This window comes from Alloalcanivorax xenomutans, assembly GCF_032810065.1.
In the GTDB taxonomy this organism is placed as follows: Bacteria; Pseudomonadota; Gammaproteobacteria; order Pseudomonadales; family Alcanivoracaceae; genus Alloalcanivorax; species Alloalcanivorax xenomutans.
In genome coordinates this window covers 4055331-4077716 of the sequence record NZ_CP136538.1, presented here as the reverse complement: position 1 = coordinate 4077716, position 22386 = coordinate 4055331, and the positions used below count along the sequence as shown (strand labels likewise).

Here is a 22386-nt window from a genome sequence, read left to right as displayed (position 1 = left end):
ACAAAACCCCCACACTCCTCTCAAACGGCGCGGGCAAGCTGGGCACTCCAAAGAGGGGAGTGACCCATGGCTTCTTACAGTCCACTACGGAAAATCCTGATGATTTGCGGCCTGATGCTGGTGCTGGTTGGTCCGCTGCTGATGATTCAGGTGAAAATCGATGAGCGCCAGAACCGCGCGCGGCTGGTGAGCTACGAAATCAGCAACCAATTCGCCAAGGAACAGACGTTGGTCGGGCCGCTGTTGATGGTGCCGCGCGTGCGCGAGTACTGGGCGACGGAGAGCACCCGCGATGCCACCGAGGAAGAAGCGGTGAGCCCGCGCCGCAAGCTACGCCGTGATCTGGATCGTTATCTGCCGGATACCCTGGACATCCAAGGCAATCTGCAAAGCCGCATGCTGTACCGTGGCATTTACGGTACACCGGTGTATCAGAGCGTGATTGAACTGGAGGCGCGTTTCCCGGCGGAATGGCTGCAGGCCGCCAAAGCGGATGCCTCCATCGTATCGTCCGGCACGCCGCTGCTGGTGTTTCGGGTTGGTGACCTGCGCGGCCTGGTGGAGCGGCCGGCGTTACGTATCGGCGAGCGCACCTTGCCGTTGGTGGAGCCGGCGTCGATGCCCTCGGTGCTGCAGGGCGGTGGTGTGGTGGCGGCGCCTTTGCCGGAGGATCTGTCCGGCCCCTTCACGGTGCGTTTGCGTTTGAACCTGAATGGCAGCACCAGTCTGGCGGCGCTACCGATGGCCAAGGAAACCCGAATGACCCTGCGTGGCGACTGGCCCCATCCGAGCTTCTCCGGACTGATGCTGCCGGCGGAACGGGAGGTCAGCGAGGACGGTTTCATCGGCCGCTGGCAGACCAACAGCCTGGCGGCTTCCAGCGCCATCGACTGCCTGCAAAGCGATGGTCATTGCAGGGATGACAGCCAGCTTTTACGCGTTGACCTGGTGCAGCCGGTCACCGGTCTGCTTTCCAGTGAACGGGCCTTGAAGTACAGCTTTCTGATTGTTGGACTGACGTTCGCCGCCTTCTTCCTGTTCGAAGTGATGCGCCGGGTGGCCATGCACCCGATGCAGTATTTGCTGGTGGGGCTGGCGCTGGCGATGTTTTACCTGCTGCTGGTGGCGCTGGGTGAGCACGTGGACTTTGTCTGGGCCTATGTCTCGGGCGCGGTGGCCTGCGTGGGGCTGATCGGGGTGTACCTGAGCGCGGTGCTGAAGTCGAAACTGGCGGGCTGGGGATTCGCCCTGGCGCAGTTGATCGTATTGGGGTTGTTGTTCGGCATCCTGATGGCCGAGGACTACGCGCTGTTGATGGGGTCGTTGTTGCTGTTCGCGGCGCTGGCCGCGGTGATGATTCTGACTCGCCGGGTCGATTGGCACGGGCTGGCTCAACGGGGAGGGACATCATCATGAGCGTGCGATGCGAACACGCGCTGCGCCTGCGCGGCCTGATCGATGGCGGGGGCTGGCAACAGGCCGAGGAAGAGCTGCAGGGGTTGCGGCAACGTTACCCGGAGAACGCGGCCTTGTGCAGTATCGAGGGAATCTATTGGGCACGGCGCGGGGACTGGCCCCGCGCTCTGTGCCGCTTCCAACGCGCATTGGTATGGAACCGGGATGACGCCAACACCGTATTCAATCTGGGCGTGACCTGGTGCCAGCTGGGCGCGCCGCTCAGAGGACGGCTGCTGATGGACTATGCGGACCAGATGATGGCCGCTCAAATGCCGGCCGGTCAGTCGCTGCCCGCCGCGCTTACGTGGCGTCTGCCGCGCCCGTCCTTGCCGCAACCGGAGCGGTTTCCGGCTGTTGCGGGAAGGGCGGCCACCAAGCGTGTACCCGGCCTTGTTCGATAACCGCCAGGTCACCGAACTGCAGCAGCACGAACTCGCTCTGGGTGGGACGGAAAAAGATCTGGTCGTCCTCGCGCAGGGCGGTGGCGGGGGCGCCGTTGAACATCATCTGGTTGGTGCTGATGCCATACACTGGATTGGCGCGAATGCCTTGCGGGGAGGCGGGTTCGGCTTTCCAGGCACCGCCGTAGATAAAATAGGTTTGGCGCCGGTTCGGATCCCACCAGGACCAGATTTCGCCGAGGGGCAGCGGCCCAGGCAATTGCAGCCCCGGTAGTCTTTTCAGAACCGGAGCGGCGATGAAGGTGGCGGGCTGGAAGTCCTCCAGGGTATCCAGGTCGAAGTCGGTGGGCTTGAGCAGACAGGAACCGGCGGCCAGTTCGTTCAATGGCGTGTCGTCACCGTGCAAGCGCAGCGTCGGACTGCCGGCGCCGTTGAAGGTCAGCGATTGTTTCCGGTAGGCCGGTTCCAGCTGATACAGACGCTCGACGAAAGCACGATAGCGATCCTGGGATTTGCGCAGACTGGTGTCGCGGTCCTCGATCCAGCCGGGCAGTTTCCCCACCTGAGCGTCGTAACCCATGAAGCCGCTGAAGGCCAGGTGTTCGGGGTGGGCGTGGATCAACGCCAGCAACTCGTCCAGTTGTTCGGTTCCGGTGAGGCCGCCACGATGCAGGCCCACGTCGATTTCCACATTGATCAGCAGCCGCCGGTTCAAGCGCCGGGCCAGAGCGAGATACTGTTCCAGGCGCTCGCGGCTGTCGATCAGCCACTGCAATTGCCGGTCCGGATCAAAACCGTTTGCGGGCAACGTCTGATAAAACAGAGCGGCGGCGCTCACGGGCATGGGCTTGCCCAGCAGCAGATCACAGTCCGGCTCCGCCGCCGCCATGGCGGTGATGAACGGTTGGTGAAACACCATCACCCGGCGTGTTCCGGTCAGCGCCATGACTTCGCGTACCAGCGGGACACTGGGCAGAGACTTGGCAACGATGCGGTAGTGGCGGCCCGCCGGCAGTCCGGCCATCAGTTGCGCGCAGTTGGCGGCCAGTCGTTCCCGGTCAATCAGCAGTAGCGGCCGCCCCGGGCCTTCGCGCAGAGTATCGTTGAGCGTCTGAAAGTAGGGCGCGTGGGGGTGGCCCTGATCACCGGGTTTGAGCCACCAGGCCAGCGCCGCGCCGCCGGCCAGGGCAAGCAGGAAATGGCGTCGTTTCATTGGCGGCCTCCGGTTTCGATACCCAATACCCGGCGCAGATAGGGGTTGAGCATTCTGCCCTCGGGGTCGAACTCACGACGCAACGCCAGGAAATCGTCGAAGCGCGGGTAGAGGGAGCGCAGGCGCGTCGCGTCGAGGCTGTGCAACTTACCCCAGTGAGGCCGTCCGGCGAAGCGCTGAAAGATCGGTTCCACCGCGTCGAACAGCGGCTGGTAGTCCTGTTTGTAGTACTGATGCACGGAAATACTGGCGCCGGCACGTTCGCTGAACATGGACAGCAGGGTGTCGTCGGCGGCGGTGTAGCGGTATTCGATGGGAAAGAACACGTTGATGTCCTGATCGCGGATCCGCTCACAGACCTCGCGCAGGCAGTCCAGGCCATCATCGGCGGGCACCGTGTATTCCATTTCATTGAAGCGGACCGTGCGGCGATTGGCGTAAATTCGATGGGCCGGTCCCTGGCGTTCCTCATCGCTGACGAACAGCGTCACCAGTTTCTGCAGGGTGCTGGTGAGCCAGGGGGCCCGCAGACTCAGCTCACAGACCTTTTCCAGCAAGTCGTTGCTGTCGTCCTGCTCCAATGCCTCCTCCGCGCTGTCAGTAAGTTCCATGGTTTTGATAATGGCGGTGCGCCCCAGAGGGAACGCAAAGAATTCGATGTTGCGATAGCGGTGCCGGTTGGCGTTGACGAAGTCGATGGCCTCATCCAGCGGCAGGGTCCAGGTGTGCTCGCGGAGACGGTAGGCGGGGTCGGCGCGCAGCGTCACCGCGGTTATCACGCCCAGGGCGCCAAGACCACAACAGGCGGCGAGGAAAGCGTCGCCGTCGGCGGCCGTAAGCGTGACTTCCTCGCCATCCGGACGCATCAGCTGCAGCCCCGCCACTTGCCCGCTGAGGCAGGGCAGAGTGATGCCGGTGCCATGGGTGCCGGTGGCGATGGCGCCGGCCAGGGACTGCAGATTGATGTCCGGCTCGTTGCGAAAGCTGTAACCCGCCTGCCAGGCCTGGGCGGACGCCGCGCCCAGGCGGGTGCCGGCGCCGAAGGTCAGATTGCCGTTGTCATCCTGGTCGCGCAGACCGTTGAACGCCTCCAGTGAGATCAGGGTGTCCTCGGTGGGGACGATCGGACTGAAGGAATGACTGCCACCGAAGGGCCGCACGGTGCCGGTACTGTTGACCAACAGCTGGGACAGCTCGCTCGCCTTGGAGGGGTAATGGAGTTGTTTCGGTGCGGCGCTCTGGTTGCCGGACCAGTTGTGCCAGGAGGCGGCTGATCCGGCCAGGGCACGGGAGCTGAAGGGCAGTACGGCGGCGCCAGTGGTGGCCAGCAGAGCTTGTAGCAGGGTGCGTCGTGACAGTGTTGGCAACATGGATAATCCTTGTTTTTCTTTTTAATGGTACTAACGTGCCATAAAAGAAAAAAGGAAGCCAGCACCAGCAGCTGCGTGGCACGCACGCCCACCTGCCAATTCGTTGCACGGTTTCCCTCGGACGGGCCGCGGGACCGCGATAGGCGCCGGTCACCAATAATGCGGTTCTGATCAGGGGTAGCGGACGCCGGTGAGGGCCTCGGATTGCTCCCACAGGCGGGCCGCGACGTCGGCGTCACGGGCGCGGCGGCTGGGGTGCACCAGTGTTGGCGGGCCCACCGCTTCCTTAAGGTAAGCGGGGCCGTAATAACCGCCGCCCTGCACTTGCGGACTGGTGGCGGCATAGAGTGTGGGCGCGGCGCCGCGGGCGGCGTTCTGGGTGAAGAAGGGCCACAGCCAGCGAGCGATATAGCCCACCCCGAACGGGCTTTCCCGGGCAACGCCGGATTCCGCCAGATTGGTATTGGCGAAGCCAGGGTGGCAAGCCACGGAGAGCGTCGAGGCCTCCGCCGCGCGCAGCCGTCTTTCCAGTTCCAGGGAGAACAACAGATTGGCCAGTTTGGACTGGGCATAGGCCCGTTGCCGGCCATAGCGGCCATCCAACTGCAGGTTATCCAAATGCAGCCGGCCGGCTTTGTGGGCCAGGCTGCTGACAGTGACGATGCGGGAATCCGGCACGTCGCGCAGCGCCGGCAACAGCAGACCGGTCAAGGCGAAGTGGCCGAGGTGATTGACGCCGAACTGGCGCTCGAAGCCATCCTCGGTGCGGCCTTGACGCAGCCACATGACACCGGCGTTATTGATCAGCAAATCCAGCCGGGGATAGCGTTCGCGCAGCGTATCGGCGGCACGTCGCACGCTGTTCAAGCTGGCCAGGTCCAGTTCCACGATCTGTATTTCGCCGCGTCCGCCGGTCTTCTCATGGATCCTTTCCCGGGCCGCTTCCGCCTTGGCCAGGTCGCGGCACGCCAGAACCACCCGGGCGCCCTTATCGGCCAGCGCCAGGGCGGTTTCGAAGCCGATGCCGCTGTTGGCGCCGGTCACCACGGCGGTGCGGGATTGTTGCTCCGGCATGTCTTGCGGGTTCCAGCTCATCGTCGCGTCCTCCTCGGTGCCGGGCAACGGGCAAATCGCGGCTTATGAGCCGCGATCTCCGAGGACAGACCGCTAATCGATGCCGAGGCTGTCCCAGATCTCGTCCACCCGCGTCTTCACGGTTTCGCTCATGGTAATGGCTCGCCCCCATTCGCGGTCGGTCTCGCCGGGCCATTTGCTGGTGGCGTCCAGTCCCATCTTCGAGCCCAGTCCCGCCACCGGGGAGGCGAAATCGAGATAGTCGATTGGGGTATTGTCCACCAGCACGGTGTCACGTCGCGGGTCCATGCGGGTGGTAATGGCCCAGATCACGTCCTTCCAGTCGCGGGCGTTGACGTCGTCGTCGCAGACAATGACGAATTTGGTGTACATGAACTGCCGCAGGAACGACCACACCCCCATCATTACCCTTTTGGCATGGCCGGGGTATTGCTTCTTCATGGTCACCACCGCCATACGATAGGAGCAGCCCTCCGGCGGCAGGTAGAAATCCTCGATCTCCGGGAACTGCTTTTTCAGGATCGGAACGAAGATCTCGTTCATCGCCAGACCCAGTACCGCCGGCTCATCCGGGGGGCGGCCAGTGTAGGTGCTGTGGTAGATCGGGGCGCGGCGGTGAGTGATGCGCTCCACCGTGAAGACCGGGAAACGCTCCACCTCATTGTAATAGCCGGTATGGTCGCCGAAGGGGCCCTCGTCGGCGTATTCATTGGGATAAATATGCCCTTCCAGCACGAATTCGGCGCTGGCGGGAACCTGCAGGTCGGAGCCGATGGCCTTGATCAGTTCGGTCTTGCCGCCGCGCAGCAGCCCGGCGAAAGCGTATTCGCTGAGGGTATCCGGCACCGGCGTCACCGCGCCCAGAATAGTGGCGGGATCAGCGCCCAGCGCCACCGCCACCGGGAACGGCTCCCCGGGATGGGCTTGACGCCATTCCTGGAAGTCCAGGGCGCCGCCGCGGTGGCTCAGCCAGCGCATGATCAGTTTGTTGCGGCCGATCAGTTGCTGGCGGTAAATCCCCAGATTCTGACGCTCCTTGTTGGGGCCACGGGTAATCACCAACGGCCAGGTCACCAAGGGGCCGGCGTCCTCCGGCCAGCAGGTCTGGATCGGCAGTTGGAACAGGTCCACGTCGCCGCCTTCGAGGACCTGTTCCTGACAGGGCGCGCTGCTCAGCAGCTTCGGCCCCATACTCAGGACTTTGCGGAAGATGGGCAGCTTGCTCCAGGCGTCACGGAATCCCTTGGGCGGCTCCGGCTCCTTGAGAAACGCCAATAACTCTCCCAATTCTCTCAGTTCGTCAATGGAGTCCCGGCCCATGCCCAGCGCCACCCGGCGTTCGGTGCCGAACAGATTGCCCAAAACCGGAATGGAAAAGCCCTTGGGGTTTTCGAACAACAACGCCGGGCCGCCGGCCTTGAGGGTGCGGTCGCAGATTTCCGTCATTTCCAGGCGCGGGTCCACGGCGGCTTTGATCCGTTTTAATTCGCCTTGCTGTTCCAGTTGCTGAATGAAGTCGCGCAGATCGCGGTATTTCATGGGCGATTTACTTTCCCGGTCAAGGTGATAGAAAAATGTGAACACTATGTTGCCACAGTCCGGGTGTACAATACCCGTTCGTACGCCGCCACCAACCCAGGGGAGGATGACTCGTGGCATGGTTATGGTCAGGGAAGATGCTGGTGCTGTACACCTTCATTGTGTGCGGGACCTATGTGCACTTCCGCGGTCGGATCCGGCATTCATTCAGCCGCCAGTTATTGGATCATTCCACCATCATGGGGCCCTATAACTGCTTCGTATACGCCACCAGCGATGTGGAAAACACGCCGCTGCTGGATCGCTCCGCCTTTCCCGATCTGGATCTACTGCGCGACAACTGGGAAGTATTCCGCGACGAGGCCATGAGGCTGTTCGACGAGGGCTATATTCGCCAGGCCGCCAGCGATAATGACCTGGCGTTTCATTCGTTTTTCCGTACCGGCTGGAAACGCTTCTATCTCAAATGGTACGACGATTCCCAGCCTTCCGCCGAAGCGCTCTGCCCCCGTTCGGTGGCGCTGGTCAACCAGGTGCCCAGCGTCAACGCCGCCATGTTCGCCATGCTGCCCGCCGGCGCCAAGCTGGGAAAACACCGTGACCCGTTCGCGGGCTCCCTGCGTTATCACCTGGGCCTGGTGACCCCCAACGACGACCGTTGCGCCATCTACGTCGACGGTGAGCGGCATGTCTGGCACGACGGTGAGGACGTGGTGTTCGATGAAACCTTCATCCATTGGGCGGAAAACAACACCGATCAGGATCGGCTGATCCTGTTCTGCGATGTGGAACGGCCATTGCGTTACCGTTTTGCCACGGCCATCAATCGGGTCTTCAAGACCGTGGTGGTGCGTGCCACCAGCACGGAAAATGTGGCAGGCGACCGTGTCGGCTTGCTCAATAAGGTGTTCGATGTGGTCTACAAGGCCCGGGCCAGAGCCAAGGATCTGAAAAAGCGCAACCGACGCCTCTACTACATTCTCAAGTGGCTGATGATCGGCGCGCTGTTCTACTGGCTGTTTATCCGCTGATTCCGTCCGCGGGTTGTGATGTCACGGCCGGCCATTCGCTCAGCGTTCCTCGAAGGACTGGTAAAACAGAGCCAGCTCGTCGATCAGGGTCCGCACCGCGGGTAGCAGCCCCCGTCGTGATGGAAACACGGCGTGGATGATATCCCGGCGCGGTGCCCAGTCCGGCAGCAGATGGATCAGGCTGCCGTCATCCAACTGCCGGCGCACGGCCAGTAACGGTAATTGCACCACGCCGACTCCCGCCACCGCGGCCCGACGCAGGGCGATCATATCGGTGGTGACGAAGCGGGGATGGTGGGGCACGGTGGCCTGGTGCTCATTGGGACCGTACAGAACCCAGACATAGCTGGATTGCGGATTGCTCAGCGCCAGGCTCGGCCATTCGCTCAGCGCCTCCGGCGTCGCCGGCAGACCGTGACGCGCCACCATTGCCGGGCTGGCCACCATTGCAGGGTGGCGGTCCGAGAGCACCTTCAGCACCAGATCGCTGTCTTCCAAAGGCGGGGGACGCACGCGAATCGCCACATCAATGCCCTCGTTGATCACATCCACGCGCCGATTGGTGGCTTCCAGATGCACGGTGACTTCCGGGTAGCGGGTCATGAAATCCGCCAGAAAGGCGCCGATATGCACATGCAGCAGGGTTACCGGGCAGGTCAGCCGGATGACGCCTTTGGGACTGGCGCGTACGCTATCTATGGCGTCCTGGGCGGCTTCGGCTTCCACCAGCATTGCCTTGCAGTGATCGTAGTAGGTGCGTCCGATCTCCGTGACGGAGAAATGCCGGGTGGAGCGGTGTAACAGGCGCACGCCCAGGCGTTCCTCCAGCGCCGCCACACGCCGGCTGAGTTTGGACTTGGGCAGGCCAAGGGCGCGACCGGCGGGGGCGAAACCGCCGTGCTCCACGGTTTTCACGTAGTAATAGAGGTCGTTGAGGTTTTCCAAGATCAACCCTGTTATCGTTCCATTAATGGAACACTGAGTGGCAAATTTGCTATCTACACGACTCGGAGTCCTATTAATAACATGATCATCAAGATGTTCGCATCCGCGACATCTTGATCCTTCGACGAGGTTGTCGGCAGCGATAACCCAACGGGCAAGGCAAACCAATTGAGGAGATTGATCATGGGTAAGCAATACAACCGTTTGAATAAAGACGATGCCGCCGTGTTATTAGTTGATCATCAGGCGGGCTTGTTGTCGCTGGTTCGGGACATCGAGCCGGACAAGTTCAACAACAACGTGCTGGCACTGGCGGACCTGGCCAAGTACTTCAATCTGCCCACCATTCTGACCACCAGCTTCGAGGATGGTCCCAACGGCCCGCTGATCCCGGAGCTGAAAGCACTGTTCCCCGATGCGCCCTATATTGCCCGGCCGGGGCAGATCAACGCCTGGGATAACGAGGACTTCGTCAAGGCGGTGAAAGCCACCGGCAAGAAGCAGCTGATCATCGCGGGTGTGGTGACGGAAGTGTGCGTGGCCTTTCCGGCGCTGTCGGCACTGGAGGAGGATTTCGATGTATTCGTGGTTACCGATGCCTCCGGTACCTTCGATCCGCTTACCCGGGATGCCGCCTGGGACCGGATGTCCGCCGCCGGCGCCCAACTGATGACCTGGTTCGGTACCGCCTGCGAATTGCACCGTGATTGGCGTAACGACGTTGAAGGCCTGGCAGCGTTGTTCTCGAAGCATATCCCGGATTACCGGAATCTGATGACCAGCTACAACACGCTCACCGCCGGCAAATAAGCCGGTGTAAAAACGCGAAAGGCCCGTCTCCGGCATCCGGGACGGGCCTTTCGTCGTCTTCTTCGAGGTGAGCGCGGGTTATTTGCGCTTCATGGACTCGAAGAATTCCAGATTGGTCTTGGTCTGTTTCATGCGATCCAGCAGGAACTCCATGGCACCGATCTCATCCATCGGATGCAGCACTTTGCGCAGGATCCACATCTTCTGTAATTCGTCTTCGCTGACCAGCCGCTCTTCGCGACGGGTACCGGACTTCCTGATGTTGATGGCCGGGAATACACGCTTTTCGGATACCTTGCGGTCCAGGTGCAGTTCCATGTTGCCGGTGCCCTTGAACTCCTCGTAGATCACCTCGTCCATTTTGGAACCGGTTTCCACCAGCGCGGTGGCGAGAATGGTCAGGCTGCCTCCTTCCTCGATGTTCCGGGCGGCGCCGAAGAAACGTTTCGGTTTCTCCAGGGCGTGGGCATCCACGCCGCCGGTCAGAACCTTGCCGGAGCTGGGCTGCACGGTGTTGTAGGCGCGCGCCAGGCGAGTGATGGAATCCAGCAGGATGATTACGTCCTGCTTGTGCTCGACCAGACGCTTGGCCTTTTCGATCACCATTTCCGCCACCTGCACGTGGCGAGCGGGCGGTTCGTCGAAGGTGGAGGCCACGACCTCACCGCGCACCGTGCGCGACATCTCCGTCACCTCTTCGGGACGTTCGTCGATCAGCAGCACGATCATGTGGGATTCGGGGTTGTTGCGGGCGATGGAGTGGGCGATGTTCTGCAGGAGCATGGTTTTACCGGCTTTCGGCGGGGCCACGATCAGGCCGCGTTGGCCTTTGCCGATCGGTGCCACCAGATCGATCACCCGGGCGGTGATGTCCTCGGTGGAGCCGTTGCCCACTTCCATGACCAACCGCTCGGTGGGAAACAGCGGCGTCAGGTTTTCAAACAGAATCTTGTTCTTGGCGTTTTCCGGCTTGTCGAAGTTGATCTCGTTGACCTTGAGCATGGCGAAATAGCGTTCGCCATCCTTGGGAGGCCGGATCTTCCCGGAAATGGTATCGCCGGTGCGCAGATTGAAGCGGCGAATCTGGCTTGGAGACACATAGATGTCATCCGGTCCCGCCAGATAGGAGCCTTCGGCGGAACGTAGAAAGCCAAAGCCATCCTGAAGAATCTCCAAGACGCCGTCGCCGTAAATGTCCGAGCCGTTTTTGGCGGCTCTCTTCAGAATCGAGAAGATGACGTCTTGTTTGCGGGTACGGGCCAGGTTTTCCAGGCCCAGTTCCTTGGCGATGTCCAGGAGTTCGCCAATAGGCTTCTGCTTCAGTTCGGTCAGATTCATTGGTGTGTTGGGTGTCTAGAGAATGAATGATTGGAAAACACCTGGGGACGGTGTTGTTTTATGAAAGTCCGGTTACCGGATTCGTTGTCCCTACGATGAGGGCACGTCGTTCTGGAGCGCTTAGCCGGCAAAGCCGTGGAAATCTCTAATTGATTGGTTCGTGAGGTTTCGGTGGGAAATATCAGGACATCCGGCCGGCGTGCTCAGGCCTGTTGTCGAATCATGGGTAATGAAGGGATGTCCCCCTGCCGAAAATCACCCACCGATGCCGCCCCTGACGCGAGGCCATGGGTGAATCTTAACTCAAGAACAAATGAATTAGAGATCCCCTGCTTGAGGGTGCGAAAACGCTGGTTTTGGAATGTACCACCGTGGGTCGGCGCCTGTCCAGCCCATAATCAAACGGATAGGGGACGAATTGATTACGGGCTGGCCGGGACTGACAGCGTACTACAGGGTGCTGTCCAGGAAAGCGGAGAGCTGGGACTTGGACAGCGCGCCCACTTTGGTGGCTTCGACGTCGCCGTTCTTGAACACGGTGAGGGTCGGGATGCCCCGTACGCCGTATTTGCGCGGGGTATCCGGGTTCTCATCAATGTTCAGCTTGGCGATGGTCAGCTTGTCGGCGTATTCCTTGGACAGGTCTTCCAGGATCGGCGCCACCATCTTGCACGGGCCGCACCACGGTGCCCAGTAGTCCACCAGAACCGGACCGTCCGCCTTGAGGACCTTGTCCTCGAAGTCGGCGTCGGTCACGTTGATAATCTCGCCGCTCATGAATATCTCCTGCTTAAGGGTTTCGCGGGATTGATACTATCGGGCCGCCAACGTGGGATTTCAAGCGTGAAGGTCGATTACGCTGACAGCCGGACCCTATGACGGGGGCGATTGCTGGTTGCGGCGCGCCGTTGCGGCGCCGAAAATCAAACCACGGGGCGCGCCGGTGACGGTCGCCATTTCCGCAGCTTGGCAGAGAGGGAACAATTTGCGACAAGGCGAGCAACTGGCGGCCATCGATCTGGGCTCCAATAGCTTTCATATGGTGGTGGCGCGTCAGGATCAGGGAGAAGTACGCCTGCTGGAAGGTCTCTCGGAAAAGGTGCAGCTGGGCAGCGGTCTGGACAGGGACAACCGACTGGATGAGGAAACCCAACAGCGGGCACTGGAGTGTCTGGCCCGGTTTGCTCAGCGGATCACCGGAGTGCGCCGGGGCAATGTCCGGGTAGTGGGCACCAACACCCTGCGCATGGCGCGTAACGCCAAGGCGTTTATCGCCCGTGCCGAGCAGGTTCTTGGCCATGACATCGAGGTGGTGGCCGGCCGTGAAGAAGCTCGCCTGATTTACCTGGGGGTGGCTCACAGTCTCGCCGCCAATGGCGGCAGCCGGCTGGTGGTGGACATCGGCGGCGGTTCCAGTGAACTGATTATCGGCGAAGGGTTCGAGGCGGTGGAGACCGAGTCCCTGCATATGGGCTGTGTCAGTTTCCGCCAACGCTTCTTCGCCGATGGCCGTATCACCGAGGCGGGCATGGCCAGAGCGGTCACCGCCGCTCGCCAGGAAGTGCTGTCGATCGAGGCCAATTACCGGCGGATGGGATGGACTCAGGCGGTGGGTGCCTCCGGCACTATCAAAGCCATTGCCCAGGTGTGTGAGGAAGGAGGCCTCACTGATCATGGCATTACCCTGGAAGCGCTGGAGAAAATCGCTCGCAAAGTGGTGAAAGCCGGGTCCGCGGACGCCTTGTCCCTGAAAGGTTTACGCGAGGACCGCAAGCCGATTTTTGCCTCCGGGCTGGCCATCCTGCTGGGGATCTTCCGGCAGCTGGGCATTACCCATATGACGGTATCCGCCGGCGCCCTGCGCGAAGGGTTGCTCTATGACCTGCTGGGGCGTTTTACCCATGAGGATGTCCGTGAGCGCAGCGTGCAGGCGGTAATGGACCGCTACCGGGTGGAGCCGGCCCAGGCGCGCCGGGTACACGACACCGTGATGGCGTTGCATCGGTCGGTGGCGGAGGCGTGGTCGCTGGATGATGAGGCGCTGCTGGATACCCTGCGCTGGGCGGCGTTATTGCATGAAGTGGGCCTGACCGTCTCTCACAGCCAGTTCCACAAGCATGGCGCTTATATGCTTTCCAACGCCGACCTGCCCGGTTTCTCGCGTCAGGAACAGGCGGCGGTGGCGCTGCTGGTGCGCGGCCACCGCCGCAAGTTGCCGCTGTCGGCGCTGTCGGAATGGGACGATGAAGAACGGGAACCGCTGCTGCGCTTGTGCCTGCTGCTGCGTCTGGCCTGTCGCCTGCATCATGCACGCAGCGCCGAGCCGCTGCCGCCGTTAAGCCTGGTCGCCGACGGCAAGGTGTTGACGCTGAGCTTCCCGCAAGGCTGGCTGGAGGAACACCCGCTGACCCAGGCGGATCTGGAACAGGAGCAGGAGTTCTTCCAGAGCAGCGACTACCGTCTTGTGGTGATCTGATCCACCGGGGCGCGCGCCCCGGTTTTTCCCCGAAACTCAGCAATTTCGGTCAGGATGCCGCCGCCGCCCGCGGGCATAGTGGCCGCGTGTTGAGGAGGTGCGGTATGGCTGAAAGTAAAGCGGTGAAGTATGACGACCGCTTCGGGCTGGTGTTTGATTACATCAATGACCATTTGTCCGAGGATCTTTCGGTCGATCATTTGAGCCGCGTGGCGAACTTTTCCAAGTTCCACTTTCACCGCCAGTTTTCCCTGTACGCCGGAATCAGCGTATGCCGCTATATCCAACTGATGCGGTTGCGCCGGGCTTCTTACCAACTGGCCTTTGAAGATGATACCCGCGTTATTGATATAGCCCTGGAGGCGGGCTTCGAAAATCCGGAGTCGTTTTCACGGGCGTTCAAGCAGGCCTTCGGGCAAACACCGACTCAATTCCGTCAAGACCCGGCCTGGGAGCCGTGGAATCAACAGTATCGTTTCCCGATTCGAACAAGGACAGCCAATATGCAAGTGAAGATCGTTCATTTCCCCGAGACCCGCGTCGCGGCTCTGGAGCACATAGGGCCCCCGGAGACCGTCAACGACACCGCCAAACGGTTTATGCAGTGGCGCAAGGAAACCGGTCTGTCGCCGGTAAAAACCAGTGCCACCTATGGCCTGGCGCACGATGATCCCGCTTTGGCGGCGCCAGAGCAGTTCCGCTTCGAGGTGTGCGGGACGGTGGGCGCGGAAGTGCCGGAAAACCCTCAGGGCGTGAGGAACAAAGTGATTCCCGCCGGCCGTTGCGCCGTGGTACGGCATTTCGGTTCCCATGATCGTATCGGCGATGGCGCGTACTTCCTTTACCGGGAATGGCTGCCGGAAAGCGGCGAGGAGCTAAGGGATTTTCCGTTGTTCTTTCACTATCTGAATCTGATGCCGGAAACCCCGGAGCACGAGCTGATAACGGATCTCTATCTGCCGTTACGAGATTGACTCGGGTACTAATGGCGCGGCGGAGGCAGAGTCTCCGCCGCGCTCCACCAAGGAAGCAAGGGTGGTTTCAACCGTTGCTGAGTGCTTCCAGCAAGGCCTGTTGAGCCAGGAACGGCTCCTCGCCGGGGGCGGGTTCGGCCCGCCGGTAGCTGCCGTCCGCGCTCAGCAACCAGGCCTGGGTATTGTCGCGCAGATAGAAGTGCAGGCCTTCCTCCAATATCTGTTTCTTGAGTTTGGGGTCATTGACCGGGAAGCAGGTTTCCACCCGGTTGAACAGATTGCGGTCCATCCAGTCGGCACTGGCGCAGTACACAAGATCCTCGCCAGCGTGGTGAAAATGATAAATACGGGTGTGTTCCAGGAAGCGGCCGATGATGGAGCGGACCCGGATATTTTCCGACAGGCCGGGAATGCCCGGTCGCAGACAGCAGATCCCGCGCACGATCAAATCGATCTCCACCCCTGCCTGACTGGCCCGGTACAGCGCCTGCATGATGTGCTCTTCGGTGAGGGAGTTGAACTTGGCGATGATCCGCGCCGGTTTGCCGGCACGGGCCTGCTCGGTCTCGAACTCGATCCATTCCATCAGGCTTGGATGCAGGGTGAACGGCGCATGCTTGAGTTGCTTGAGCCGTGCCGCCTTACCCATGCCGGTGAGTTCCTGGAAGATCTTGTGCACGTCCTGGCAGATTCCCGGCTCGGCGGTGAGCAGCCCGTAGTCAGTGTAGAACTTGGTGGTCTTGGTGTGATAGTTGCCGGTGCCCAGATGCGCGTAGCGTTTCATGCCGTCGCCGTCCCGGCGCAGCACCAGCAGCATTTTTGAGTGGGTTTTATAGCCCACCACGCCGTATACCACGATGGCGCCGGCCTCCTGCAGGCGGCGGGCCCCCTCGATGTTGGACTCCTCATCGAAGCGGGCGCGCAGTTCCACCACCGCGATGACTTCCTTGCCATTACGGGCGGCGGTCTCCAGATGATCGAGAATCTCCGAGTTGGTACCGGTGCGATACAGGGTTTGTTTGATCGCCAGAACCTTGGGATCCCGGGCCGCTTCGGCCAACAGATTGACCACCGGGCTGAAGCTCTCGAACGGGTGATGCAGCAGGATATCGCCCTGGTCGATGGCATCGAAAATGCTTTCGTATTTGCGCACCGGTGCCGGCACCCGGGGCGTGAATGGCGGGTAGTGCAGGCGCGGCCGGTTGACGCTGGTGAACATGCGCGCCAGGTTCACCGGCCCATTGGCCTTATAGGCATCCACCTGGCCCAGTTCGAACTGTTCCAGCAGATAGTCGATCAGATGCTGAGGGCAGTTATCCGCCACTTCCAACCTTACCTCGTCGCCGTAGCGCCGGGACAGTAACTCCCCTTTGAGCGCGCTGGCCAGATCCTCCACGTCCTCGTCCACCTCCAGATCCGCGTTGCGGGTGACGCGGAACTGGTAGCAGCCGGTGGCTTTCATGCCTGGAAACAGATCGCTGACGTGGGCATGGATCATGGAAGAGAGGAAGATGAAATTATCGTCGCCGTTTTCGCACACCTCATCGGGCAGCCGGATCAGGCGAGGCAATGATCGTGGTGCCGGCACGATGGCCAGACCGGTGGAACGGCCGAAGGCGTCCTTGCCGTCCAGTGGCACGATGAAATTGAGGCTCTTGTTGACCAGTCGCGGGAACGGGTGGGCCGGGTCCAGGGCGATGGGCGTGAGCACGGGGTAGACCTGGTCACGGAAGTATTTCTTGACCCACTCGGCCTGGGCTTCCGTCCAATGCTCGCGGCGCAGGAAGTGGACGCCTTCCTCGGCCAGGGCCGGCAGCAGGATGTCCTGCAGGATGTGGTATTGGCGCTGCACCGCTTCGTGGGTAATGCGCGAGATCTCCGCCAGCACCTCTTGAGGCAGCATACCGTCCGGTCCCGGCGTGCCGGTGCCGGTTTCCATCTGATTGCGCAACCCCGCGACCCGGATCTCGAAGAACTCATCCATGTTGGAAGAGAAAATCAGCAGGAAGTTGAGGCGCTCCATCAGGGGATGGCGCTCATCCATGGCCTGCTCCAGCACCCGCAGGTTGAACTGCAGCAGACTAAGTTCGCGGTTGATGTAGTTGTCGGGGTTGCTCAAGTCCATGGACGGCTGATTGGCGTTGGCGTTCATGATGACATCCTGGCCCGGGGAGAGGCCCTCTATTGGATGACACTAATATGACATGGCAATGACAGCCACCAAATAGATTTTCGTTCAGACCATGGATTGTGGTGGTCACGCCCGGGGTAGGTGGCAGGGGGCATCGCCAGCAGCGTCAAGAAGGATTAATGCAAGTTTGTGAAATTAATATACTAATGCTTATCGTATTGATAATTGTTATCATTTGATGATCTTGCCAATGTCCATGCAGTATGGGAGTCATCATGAATCATCACACAGTGACCGGGGTGCGCGGTGGGGGCCGTCCCCTTGGTTTGACCGGGGTATTGCTGCCCCTTTGGGCTTTTTCACCATCCCTGGCCCTGGCCGAGGCGGCCACCAATGTACTCGACCCGGTGGAGGTGAGCACGGACGCTCCCGAGCGCGAAAACTACATTACGCTGGACCGGCCCGCCGCGGGCGGCAAACTGCCGGTGGCGGTGGAACGCCAGCCGTTCGCCATCGAGGTGGTGGACCGGGCAACCATGGAAGATACCGGCGCCAAGAATATCCAGGATGCCTTGCTGTATTCGCCCGGTGTGCATAGCGGTAACTTCGGCTTCGATACCCGGATCGACTCGGCCAAGGTGCGTGGGATGGAGCCGTCGTTCTATGTCGACGGGCTGCGTTATCTGTACGGTTCCTACAATACGGTGCGCCCCAACCTGTACGCCCTGGAAAGTATCGAGGTTCTCAAGGGGCCTTCTTCGGTCCTGTATGGACAATCGGAACTGGGCGGTATCATCAATGCCGTTTCCAAATTGCCGAAGGCGGAAAAGCAGGGGGAGCTGTGGGCGCAGGTGGGCTCGTTCGATCGCAAGCAGATCGCCGCGGATGTCACCGGCCCTCTGTCGGAAGATGGCAGGCTGCTGTATCGACTGGTGGCCCTCAAGCGTGACAGCGGCACGCAGGTGGACCACGTCGACGACGATGGCTATTTGTTCGCGCCGTCCATCACCTGGCTGCCCACCGATGACACCACCATCAGCCTGTTGTTCAACAGTCAGGAGGATAACGGGGCGGTGTCCGCCCAGTTTCTGCCGTCCGAGGGCACCATCGATCCCGGTCCGTTGGGTGATATCGGGTCCGAAACCTTTGTCGGTGAGCCCGACTGGGACCGCTATGACCGCCGCCGGGATGAGGTTTCGCTGCTGGTCGATCAGCGTCTTGACGAGCAATGGTCCATCGGCCTGACCGCACGTTATTCGGAGAGTGACACCGAGACCCGGGAGCATTGGGCCGCCATCGGCTCCCCGCCGGATGCCGACGGCATGATCAACCGGGCCATCTACATGTCCGACAAGGGCACGGAGGTGTTGAACTTCGACGTCCGCCTCAAAGGTAACATCGACGTGGGCGTTACCCACCACAACATCGTAATCGGAGTGGATCGGCAGGACGCGCTCTGGACCGAGGACAACACCTTCTCCGGGGTGGGTACGCCGATCAACGTCTACGATCCGGTCTACGGCGACGTCAATTACGCGGCCCTTGATCCTCAGGACATGAACGACAATGAGCTGAAACAGACGGGCGTTTACCTGGTCGATCACATGGAAGTGGGCCGCGTGGTGGTGTCCGGCGCCCTGCGTTATGACGACACCACCAGCACCACGCTGGTGGTGAATGGCGCGGACACCGACAAGGACGATCACGCCACCACCGGCCGTCTCGGCCTGATGTACCGGTTCGATTTTGGTTTGTCACCCTACATCAGCTATTCGGAATCGTTTGTTCCCAATCTGGGGACCTCCGGTGGTCAGTCGCTCGATCCCACCACCGGTGAACAGCGCGAGGCGGGCATCAAGTACCTTTCACCCGCCAAGGATTGGGAAGTCACCGCCGCCTGGTTCGATATCGAGGAAACCAACCGGGTCATGACGTCGGGGACCAACCCCCAGGAGGTGGATCAAACCGGTGCCACCGCCGACGGCTGGGAAGTCGGTATCAAGAAGCGGTGGCGCAACCTCAGCCTGTTGGCGAGCTACACCAAACTGGACGCCAAGCAGGATACCAGCGGGGAGCGGCTGCCCTTCGTCGCCGAGGAAGTTGCCTCCGCCTGGGGTAAATACGAAATGGAGAACGGCTTGCGCTTCGGTGCCGGTGTCCGCTACCAGGGCACGACCGTTGGCTACGATTACGGAAATGGTGTTGGGCCCGAGGTGCCGTCGGTGACGTTGTATGACGCCATGATCGGTTACACCACCGGGCCCTGGGATTTCACTCTTACCGGCAAGAATCTGGCGGACAAGGAATACGTTTCCTGGTGCCGGGGCGAGGGCTATGACTGCGGTTATGGAGAGCGGCGGATGATCCTGGGGGATGTGCGTTACCGGTTCTGATATGGAGAAGGGGAAGGCCGGCGTGTTTCCGGCCTTCCTTCACCAGAGTCTCAGTTGCGTTCCGCCAGTTTTTGCGCCGCGCGTTTGGCGAAATAAGTCAGGATGCCGCTGGCGCCGGCCCGCTTGAACGCCAGCAGGGACTCCATCATGACCTTGTCCTCGTCCAGCCAGCCGTTCTGGAAGGCGGCCATGTGCATGGCGTACTCACCGCTCACCTGGTAGGCGAACACCGGCACCTTGAACTCGTCCTTGACCCGCCGGATGACGTCCAGATAAGGCATGCCCGGTTTCACCATCACCACGTCGGCGCCCTCGGCCAGATCCAGGGCGATTTCGTGCAGCGCCTCGTCGGAGTTGCCCGGATCCATTTGGTAGGTGTTCTTGTCCGCTTTGCCCAGATTGCCGGCGGAGCCCACCGCGTCGCGGAACGGACCATAGTAGGCGGAAGCGTACTTGGCGGAGTAAGCCATGATGCGGGTGAGGATATAGTGGTTGTCTTCCAGTGCCTGGCGGATCTCGCCGATGCGGCCGTCCATCATGTCCGATGGCGCGACGAAATCGGCGCCGGCCTCGGCATGGGACAAAGCCTGGCGCACCAGCGCTTGCACCGTTTCCTCGTTGAGTACATAACCGTCTTCGTCGAGGATGCCGTCCTGGCCGTGGATGGTGAACGGATCCAGGGCGACGTCGGTGATCACCGCCATTTCCGGCACCGCCTTCTTGATCGCGCGGGTGCAGCGCTGCACCAGGCCGTCCGGGTTCCAGGCTTCCGCCGCGTCCAGGCTTTTGGCTTCCGCCGGAGTGGACGGGAACAGCGCCATTGCCGGTACTCCCAGGGCCGCCAGTTGCTCCGCCTCACGGCACAGCAGATCGATACTCATGCGTTCCACGCCGGGCATGGAAGCCACCGTTTCTGTACGGTTCTCGCCTTCGATGATGAACACGGGGTAGATCAGGTCGCTGGGAGTGAGCACGGACTCGCGCATCATGCGGCGGGAAAAATCGTCTTTGCGCATGCGACGCATGCGGGTGTGCGGCCAGGGTGCACGGGGAAAGGACATAGGGCGTTACCTTACAGTGAGAGTCGTGTTTGAAAGCCTTGGTTCATCAGCCTCGATGGGGACTCGGTAAGCCGATCGGCGCCAGGGCGGCGGGGCGCCGCTGGCTGTGACGTAACAATCGCGAGATGATAGCGCGATGTGCGCCGGGCAGTTTACCAATGCCGGCAAGGTTGATCCATTGAGGAAGGCTATGGGACGTTGGCGACCCCGGGGCACCCCGGGTTCCAAATACATCACGCCCGAGGGCTATCAGGCCATGAACCGGGAATTGCAGACCCTGTGGAAAGAAACCCGTCCCCAGGTGACGCAGGCGGTACAGGAGGCCGCCGCCCAGGGGGATCGTTCGGAGAACGCCGAGTATATCTACGGCAAGAAGCAGTTGCGCGAGATCGATCGCCGGATCCGCTTTCTCAGCAAACGCCTGGACGGCATGGTGGTGGTGGACCGGCCGCCGGAGGATACCGGCAAGGTTTTCTTTGGCGCCTGGGTGGAAGTGGAGGACGAGGATGGCAACACTCATCGGTACCGTCTGGTCGGGCCGGATGAGGCCGACGGTGGACAGGGTTACATCAGCGTCGACGCGCCCCTGGCCCGCGCTTTGCTTGGTAAACGGGAGGATGACGAAGCCTGGGTGAGAACCCCCGCCGGGGAACGTTGTCTTTACGTCAACAAAATCTGGTATCAGTTTCCGGAAGCAGCCCCATGAAAGCGGATCGAGGTTTCTGGTTTTTCGTGCGCAAATCGTTGATCGGCGGCGTCATCATTCTGCTGCCGATCTCGATCATCGCGTTCTTCTTCAAGTGGCTTTACGATGCGGTCACCAGCCTGATCGCGCCGTTCACCCGGTTCGTGGTGCATACCTTCGGATTGCCGAAGTTCGCCGCTGATTGGGTGGTGGTGGCGGTGCTGGTAGTGTTCTGTTTCCTGGTGGGCACCCTGGTGGCGACCCGCCTGGGAAGCTGGTTGTGGCAGCGCTTCGAGGCGCGCACCATGATCCGGCTGCCGGGCTACCGGCTGGTCAAGGAAATCATTCTTCAGGTTTTCGGCAAGGATGAGGACAGTCCTTTTCATCGGGGCGAAGTGGCCCAGATATGGCTGTACGGACGTCAGGCGGACGTCTCGGTGATGGGTTTGATAACCTCGCACCATGGCAATGGCCGGGTGACCGTGTTCGTGCCCACCGGGCCCAATCCCACCACCGGTTTTATATATCATGTGCACGAAGATCTGGTGACCCGGCACCCGCAAGTGGGTGTCGAGCAGATGATGAAATCCGTGGTGGCCTGCGGCGCTGGCAGTGGTCAGTTGTTGCGGGGTGACAGTGACGGATCCGAAATACGAGGAGAGCAATCATGAAAGTGGCCGTATTACTGGCAGGCTGTGGCGTCTATGACGGCAGCGAAATCTATGAGACCACCATTACCCTGCTGGCCCTGGACCGGGCCGGTGTGGCCTATCAATGCATCGCACCGGACATCGATCAGGCGCATGTGATCAATCACCTCACCGGTGAAGTGGATGAGGGCGAGACCCGCAATGTGCTCAAGGAAGCGGCGCGGCTGGCGCGTGGTGAAGTGATCGAGCTGGGTCAGGCGAAAGCGGAAGACTATGACGCCCTGATCGTGCCTGGCGGTTTCGGGGTCGCCAAGAACCTGTGTGACTTCGCCTTCAAAGGGGCGGAGATGAGTATCCACCCGCCGGTGAAGGACTTCATCCAGGCCGTGCACAAGGCCGGCAAGCCCGTGGGCCTGATCTGCATTTCTCCGACCATGACCGGTCTGCTGTTTGGTGATGCCACCTGTACCATCGGCTCCAACACCGAAGTGGCCGCCGCCATTGAACAGATGGGCGGGCGTCATCAGCCGTGTCCGGTGGACGATTTTGTCGTTGATGAGGAAAACCGTTTGGTGACCACGCCGGCCTACATGGAAGCCGGCAGCATCAAGGAAGCCGCCGCGGGGATCGAGAAGCTGGTGGACAAGATTCTGTCCATGGCGGGTTAGCCCCGGGAGTGGCTCCCGCATTGATGCGAAGCCGCTGTGGGAAGCTTGCTCGCAAGCGAAGTCCTTCCAGCATTTTGGAAACGCCTTCGCCGGCAAGCCGGCCTCCCACAGTGGCTTCGTCGCCATGCTGAGGGATCGGAGAAAGTGG

At 61.1% G+C, this 22386-nt stretch carries 19 protein-coding genes; 10 read left to right on the top strand and 9 right to left on the bottom strand.

The genetic code is table 11. The features are described 5' to 3' along the window. Positions 1-66 precede the first annotated feature (66 nt). Entirely contained in the window at positions 67-1416 is a 1350-nt protein-coding gene (gene creD / locus RYH70_RS18860; RefSeq protein WP_026948265.1) for a cell envelope integrity protein CreD, read from the top strand. Next, the gene (locus RYH70_RS18855) at positions 1413-1859 is read left to right on the top strand and encodes a tetratricopeptide repeat protein (RefSeq protein ID WP_317009499.1); all 447 of its coding nucleotides are present in this window, start codon (positions 1413-1415) and stop codon (positions 1857-1859) included. The genes creD and RYH70_RS18855 overlap by 4 nt, the downstream gene beginning before the upstream one ends. Here the strand turns inward: RYH70_RS18855 and RYH70_RS18850 are convergent. The 4 genes from RYH70_RS18850 to ubiD form a co-directional block, all read right to left on the bottom strand. Beyond that, the gene (locus tag RYH70_RS18850) at positions 1759-3072 is read right to left on the bottom strand and encodes an alanine racemase (protein WP_063140997.1); all 1314 of its coding nucleotides are present in this window, start codon (positions 3070-3072) and stop codon (positions 1759-1761) included. The two genes, RYH70_RS18855 and RYH70_RS18850, sit on opposite strands and share 101 nt — an antisense overlap. After that, complete coding sequence (locus tag RYH70_RS18845; protein WP_063140995.1) at positions 3069-4442, bottom strand: D-arabinono-1,4-lactone oxidase; 1374 nt, start codon at positions 4440-4442, stop codon at positions 3069-3071. Before RYH70_RS18845 ends, RYH70_RS18850 begins: the two co-directional genes overlap by 4 nt. 171 nt (positions 4443-4613) lie before the next feature. Next, positions 4614-5537 carry an oxidoreductase gene (locus RYH70_RS18840; RefSeq protein ID WP_022994891.1) on the bottom strand — a complete coding sequence of 308 codons (924 nt, stop codon included), beginning with the start codon at positions 5535-5537 and terminating at the stop codon, positions 4614-4616. A 72-nt stretch (positions 5538-5609) separates the two neighbouring features. Next, positions 5610-7076, bottom strand: a complete 1467-nt coding sequence (gene ubiD / locus RYH70_RS18835; protein WP_022994892.1) for a 4-hydroxy-3-polyprenylbenzoate decarboxylase — start codon at positions 7074-7076, stop codon at positions 5610-5612. Positions 7077-7189: 113 nt separating this feature from the next. On the opposite strand from ubiD, the gene RYH70_RS18830 reads away from it, so the two are divergent. Next, on the top strand, positions 7190-8107 hold the full coding sequence (locus tag RYH70_RS18830; protein WP_233918318.1) for an aspartyl/asparaginyl beta-hydroxylase domain-containing protein: 918 nt from the start codon (positions 7190-7192) through the stop codon (positions 8105-8107). Positions 8108-8146: 39 nt separating this feature from the next. On the opposite strand, the gene RYH70_RS18825 is transcribed toward RYH70_RS18830, so the two are convergent. Next, positions 8147-9058, bottom strand: coding sequence for a LysR family transcriptional regulator (locus RYH70_RS18825; protein ID WP_022994894.1), 912 nt, complete (start codon positions 9056-9058; stop codon positions 8147-8149). Between the two features lie 177 nt (positions 9059-9235). Here RYH70_RS18825 and ycaC point away from each other — a divergent pair, with 177 nt between their 5' ends. Further along, positions 9236-9862 (top strand): isochorismate family cysteine hydrolase YcaC, encoded by a 627-nt coding sequence (gene ycaC, locus RYH70_RS18820; RefSeq protein WP_022994895.1) that lies wholly within the window; start codon positions 9236-9238, stop codon positions 9860-9862. 78 nt (positions 9863-9940) lie between these two features. Here the strand turns inward: ycaC and rho are convergent, their stop codons facing one another. Next, a complete protein-coding gene (gene rho, locus RYH70_RS18815) occupies positions 9941-11200 on the bottom strand; it encodes a transcription termination factor Rho (RefSeq protein ID WP_014996355.1) in 1260 nt (419 codons plus the stop codon). 450 nt (positions 11201-11650) lie between these two features. After that, positions 11651-11977 carry a thioredoxin TrxA gene (gene trxA, locus RYH70_RS18810; protein ID WP_014996354.1) on the bottom strand — a complete coding sequence of 109 codons (327 nt, stop codon included), beginning with the start codon at positions 11975-11977 and terminating at the stop codon, positions 11651-11653. A 208-nt stretch (positions 11978-12185) separates the two neighbouring features. On the opposite strand from trxA, the gene ppx reads away from it, so the two are divergent. Both ppx and RYH70_RS18800 read left to right on the top strand, forming a co-directional pair. After that, entirely contained in the window at positions 12186-13676 is a 1491-nt protein-coding gene (ppx, locus tag RYH70_RS18805) for an exopolyphosphatase (RefSeq protein ID WP_022994896.1), read from the top strand. Positions 13677-13780: 104 nt separating this feature from the next. Next, positions 13781-14650, top strand: coding sequence for an AraC family transcriptional regulator (locus RYH70_RS18800; protein WP_233925510.1), 870 nt, complete (start codon positions 13781-13783; stop codon positions 14648-14650). Between the two features lie 67 nt (positions 14651-14717). Here the strand turns inward: RYH70_RS18800 and ppk1 are convergent, their stop codons facing one another. After that, positions 14718-16802, bottom strand: a complete 2085-nt coding sequence (gene ppk1, locus RYH70_RS18795; protein WP_022994898.1) for a polyphosphate kinase 1 — start codon at positions 16800-16802, stop codon at positions 14718-14720. A 254-nt stretch (positions 16803-17056) separates the two neighbouring features. Here ppk1 and RYH70_RS18790 point away from each other — a divergent pair, with 254 nt between their 5' ends. Then, positions 17057-19174, top strand: a complete 2118-nt coding sequence (locus tag RYH70_RS18790; RefSeq protein ID WP_233925509.1) for a TonB-dependent siderophore receptor — start codon at positions 17057-17059, stop codon at positions 19172-19174. Between the two features lie 50 nt (positions 19175-19224). Here RYH70_RS18790 and hemB read toward each other — a convergent pair whose 3' ends face one another. Then, positions 19225-20235: a porphobilinogen synthase gene (gene hemB / locus RYH70_RS18785; RefSeq protein ID WP_026948260.1), complete on the bottom strand. Its 1011-nt coding sequence runs from the start codon at positions 20233-20235 to the stop codon at positions 19225-19227. Positions 20236-20425: 190 nt separating this feature from the next. On the opposite strand from hemB, the gene greB reads away from it, so the two are divergent. The 3 genes from greB to elbB are packed head-to-tail and all read left to right on the top strand — an operon-like array spanning position 20426 to position 22238. Beyond that, positions 20426-20941, top strand: a complete 516-nt coding sequence (gene greB / locus RYH70_RS18780; RefSeq protein WP_022994901.1) for a transcription elongation factor GreB — start codon at positions 20426-20428, stop codon at positions 20939-20941. Next, positions 20938-21591: a DUF502 domain-containing protein gene (locus RYH70_RS18775; protein ID WP_022994902.1), complete on the top strand. Its 654-nt coding sequence runs from the start codon at positions 20938-20940 to the stop codon at positions 21589-21591. Before greB ends, RYH70_RS18775 begins: the two co-directional genes overlap by 4 nt. After that, entirely contained in the window at positions 21588-22238 is a 651-nt protein-coding gene (elbB, locus tag RYH70_RS18770) for an isoprenoid biosynthesis glyoxalase ElbB (RefSeq protein ID WP_022994903.1), read from the top strand. Before RYH70_RS18775 ends, elbB begins: the two co-directional genes overlap by 4 nt. Positions 22239-22386: the final 148 nt, after the last annotated feature.

What these genes read in the sequence shown, in the direction of transcription:
- RYH70_RS18850 (WP_063140997.1), bottom strand. Translation starts at nt 3,072, where the DNA reads ATGAAACGACGCCATTTCCTGCTTGCCCTGGCCGGCGGCGCGGCGCTG.
- greB (WP_022994901.1), top strand. Translation starts at nt 20,426, where the DNA reads ATGGGACGTTGGCGACCCCGGGGCACCCCGGGTTCCAAATACATCACG.
- RYH70_RS18775 (WP_022994902.1), top strand. Translation starts at nt 20,938, where the DNA reads ATGAAAGCGGATCGAGGTTTCTGGTTTTTCGTGCGCAAATCGTTGATC.
- rho (WP_014996355.1), bottom strand. Translation starts at nt 11,200, where the DNA reads ATGAATCTGACCGAACTGAAGCAGAAGCCTATTGGCGAACTCCTGGAC.
- RYH70_RS18800 (WP_233925510.1), top strand. Translation starts at nt 13,781, where the DNA reads ATGGCTGAAAGTAAAGCGGTGAAGTATGACGACCGCTTCGGGCTGGTG.
- hemB (WP_026948260.1), bottom strand. Translation starts at nt 20,235, where the DNA reads ATGTCCTTTCCCCGTGCACCCTGGCCGCACACCCGCATGCGTCGCATG.
- ubiD (WP_022994892.1), bottom strand. Translation starts at nt 7,076, where the DNA reads ATGAAATACCGCGATCTGCGCGACTTCATTCAGCAACTGGAACAGCAA.
- RYH70_RS18840 (WP_022994891.1), bottom strand. Translation starts at nt 5,537, where the DNA reads ATGAGCTGGAACCCGCAAGACATGCCGGAGCAACAATCCCGCACCGCC.
- RYH70_RS18855 (WP_317009499.1), top strand. Translation starts at nt 1,413, where the DNA reads ATGAGCGTGCGATGCGAACACGCGCTGCGCCTGCGCGGCCTGATCGAT.
- elbB (WP_022994903.1), top strand. Translation starts at nt 21,588, where the DNA reads ATGAAAGTGGCCGTATTACTGGCAGGCTGTGGCGTCTATGACGGCAGC.
- creD (WP_026948265.1), top strand. Translation starts at nt 67, where the DNA reads ATGGCTTCTTACAGTCCACTACGGAAAATCCTGATGATTTGCGGCCTG.
- RYH70_RS18845 (WP_063140995.1), bottom strand. Translation starts at nt 4,442, where the DNA reads ATGTTGCCAACACTGTCACGACGCACCCTGCTACAAGCTCTGCTGGCC.
- RYH70_RS18790 (WP_233925509.1), top strand. Translation starts at nt 17,057, where the DNA reads ATGAATCATCACACAGTGACCGGGGTGCGCGGTGGGGGCCGTCCCCTT.
- ycaC (WP_022994895.1), top strand. Translation starts at nt 9,236, where the DNA reads ATGGGTAAGCAATACAACCGTTTGAATAAAGACGATGCCGCCGTGTTA.
- trxA (WP_014996354.1), bottom strand. Translation starts at nt 11,977, where the DNA reads ATGAGCGGCGAGATTATCAACGTGACCGACGCCGACTTCGAGGACAAG.
- ppk1 (WP_022994898.1), bottom strand. Translation starts at nt 16,802, where the DNA reads ATGAACGCCAACGCCAATCAGCCGTCCATGGACTTGAGCAACCCCGAC.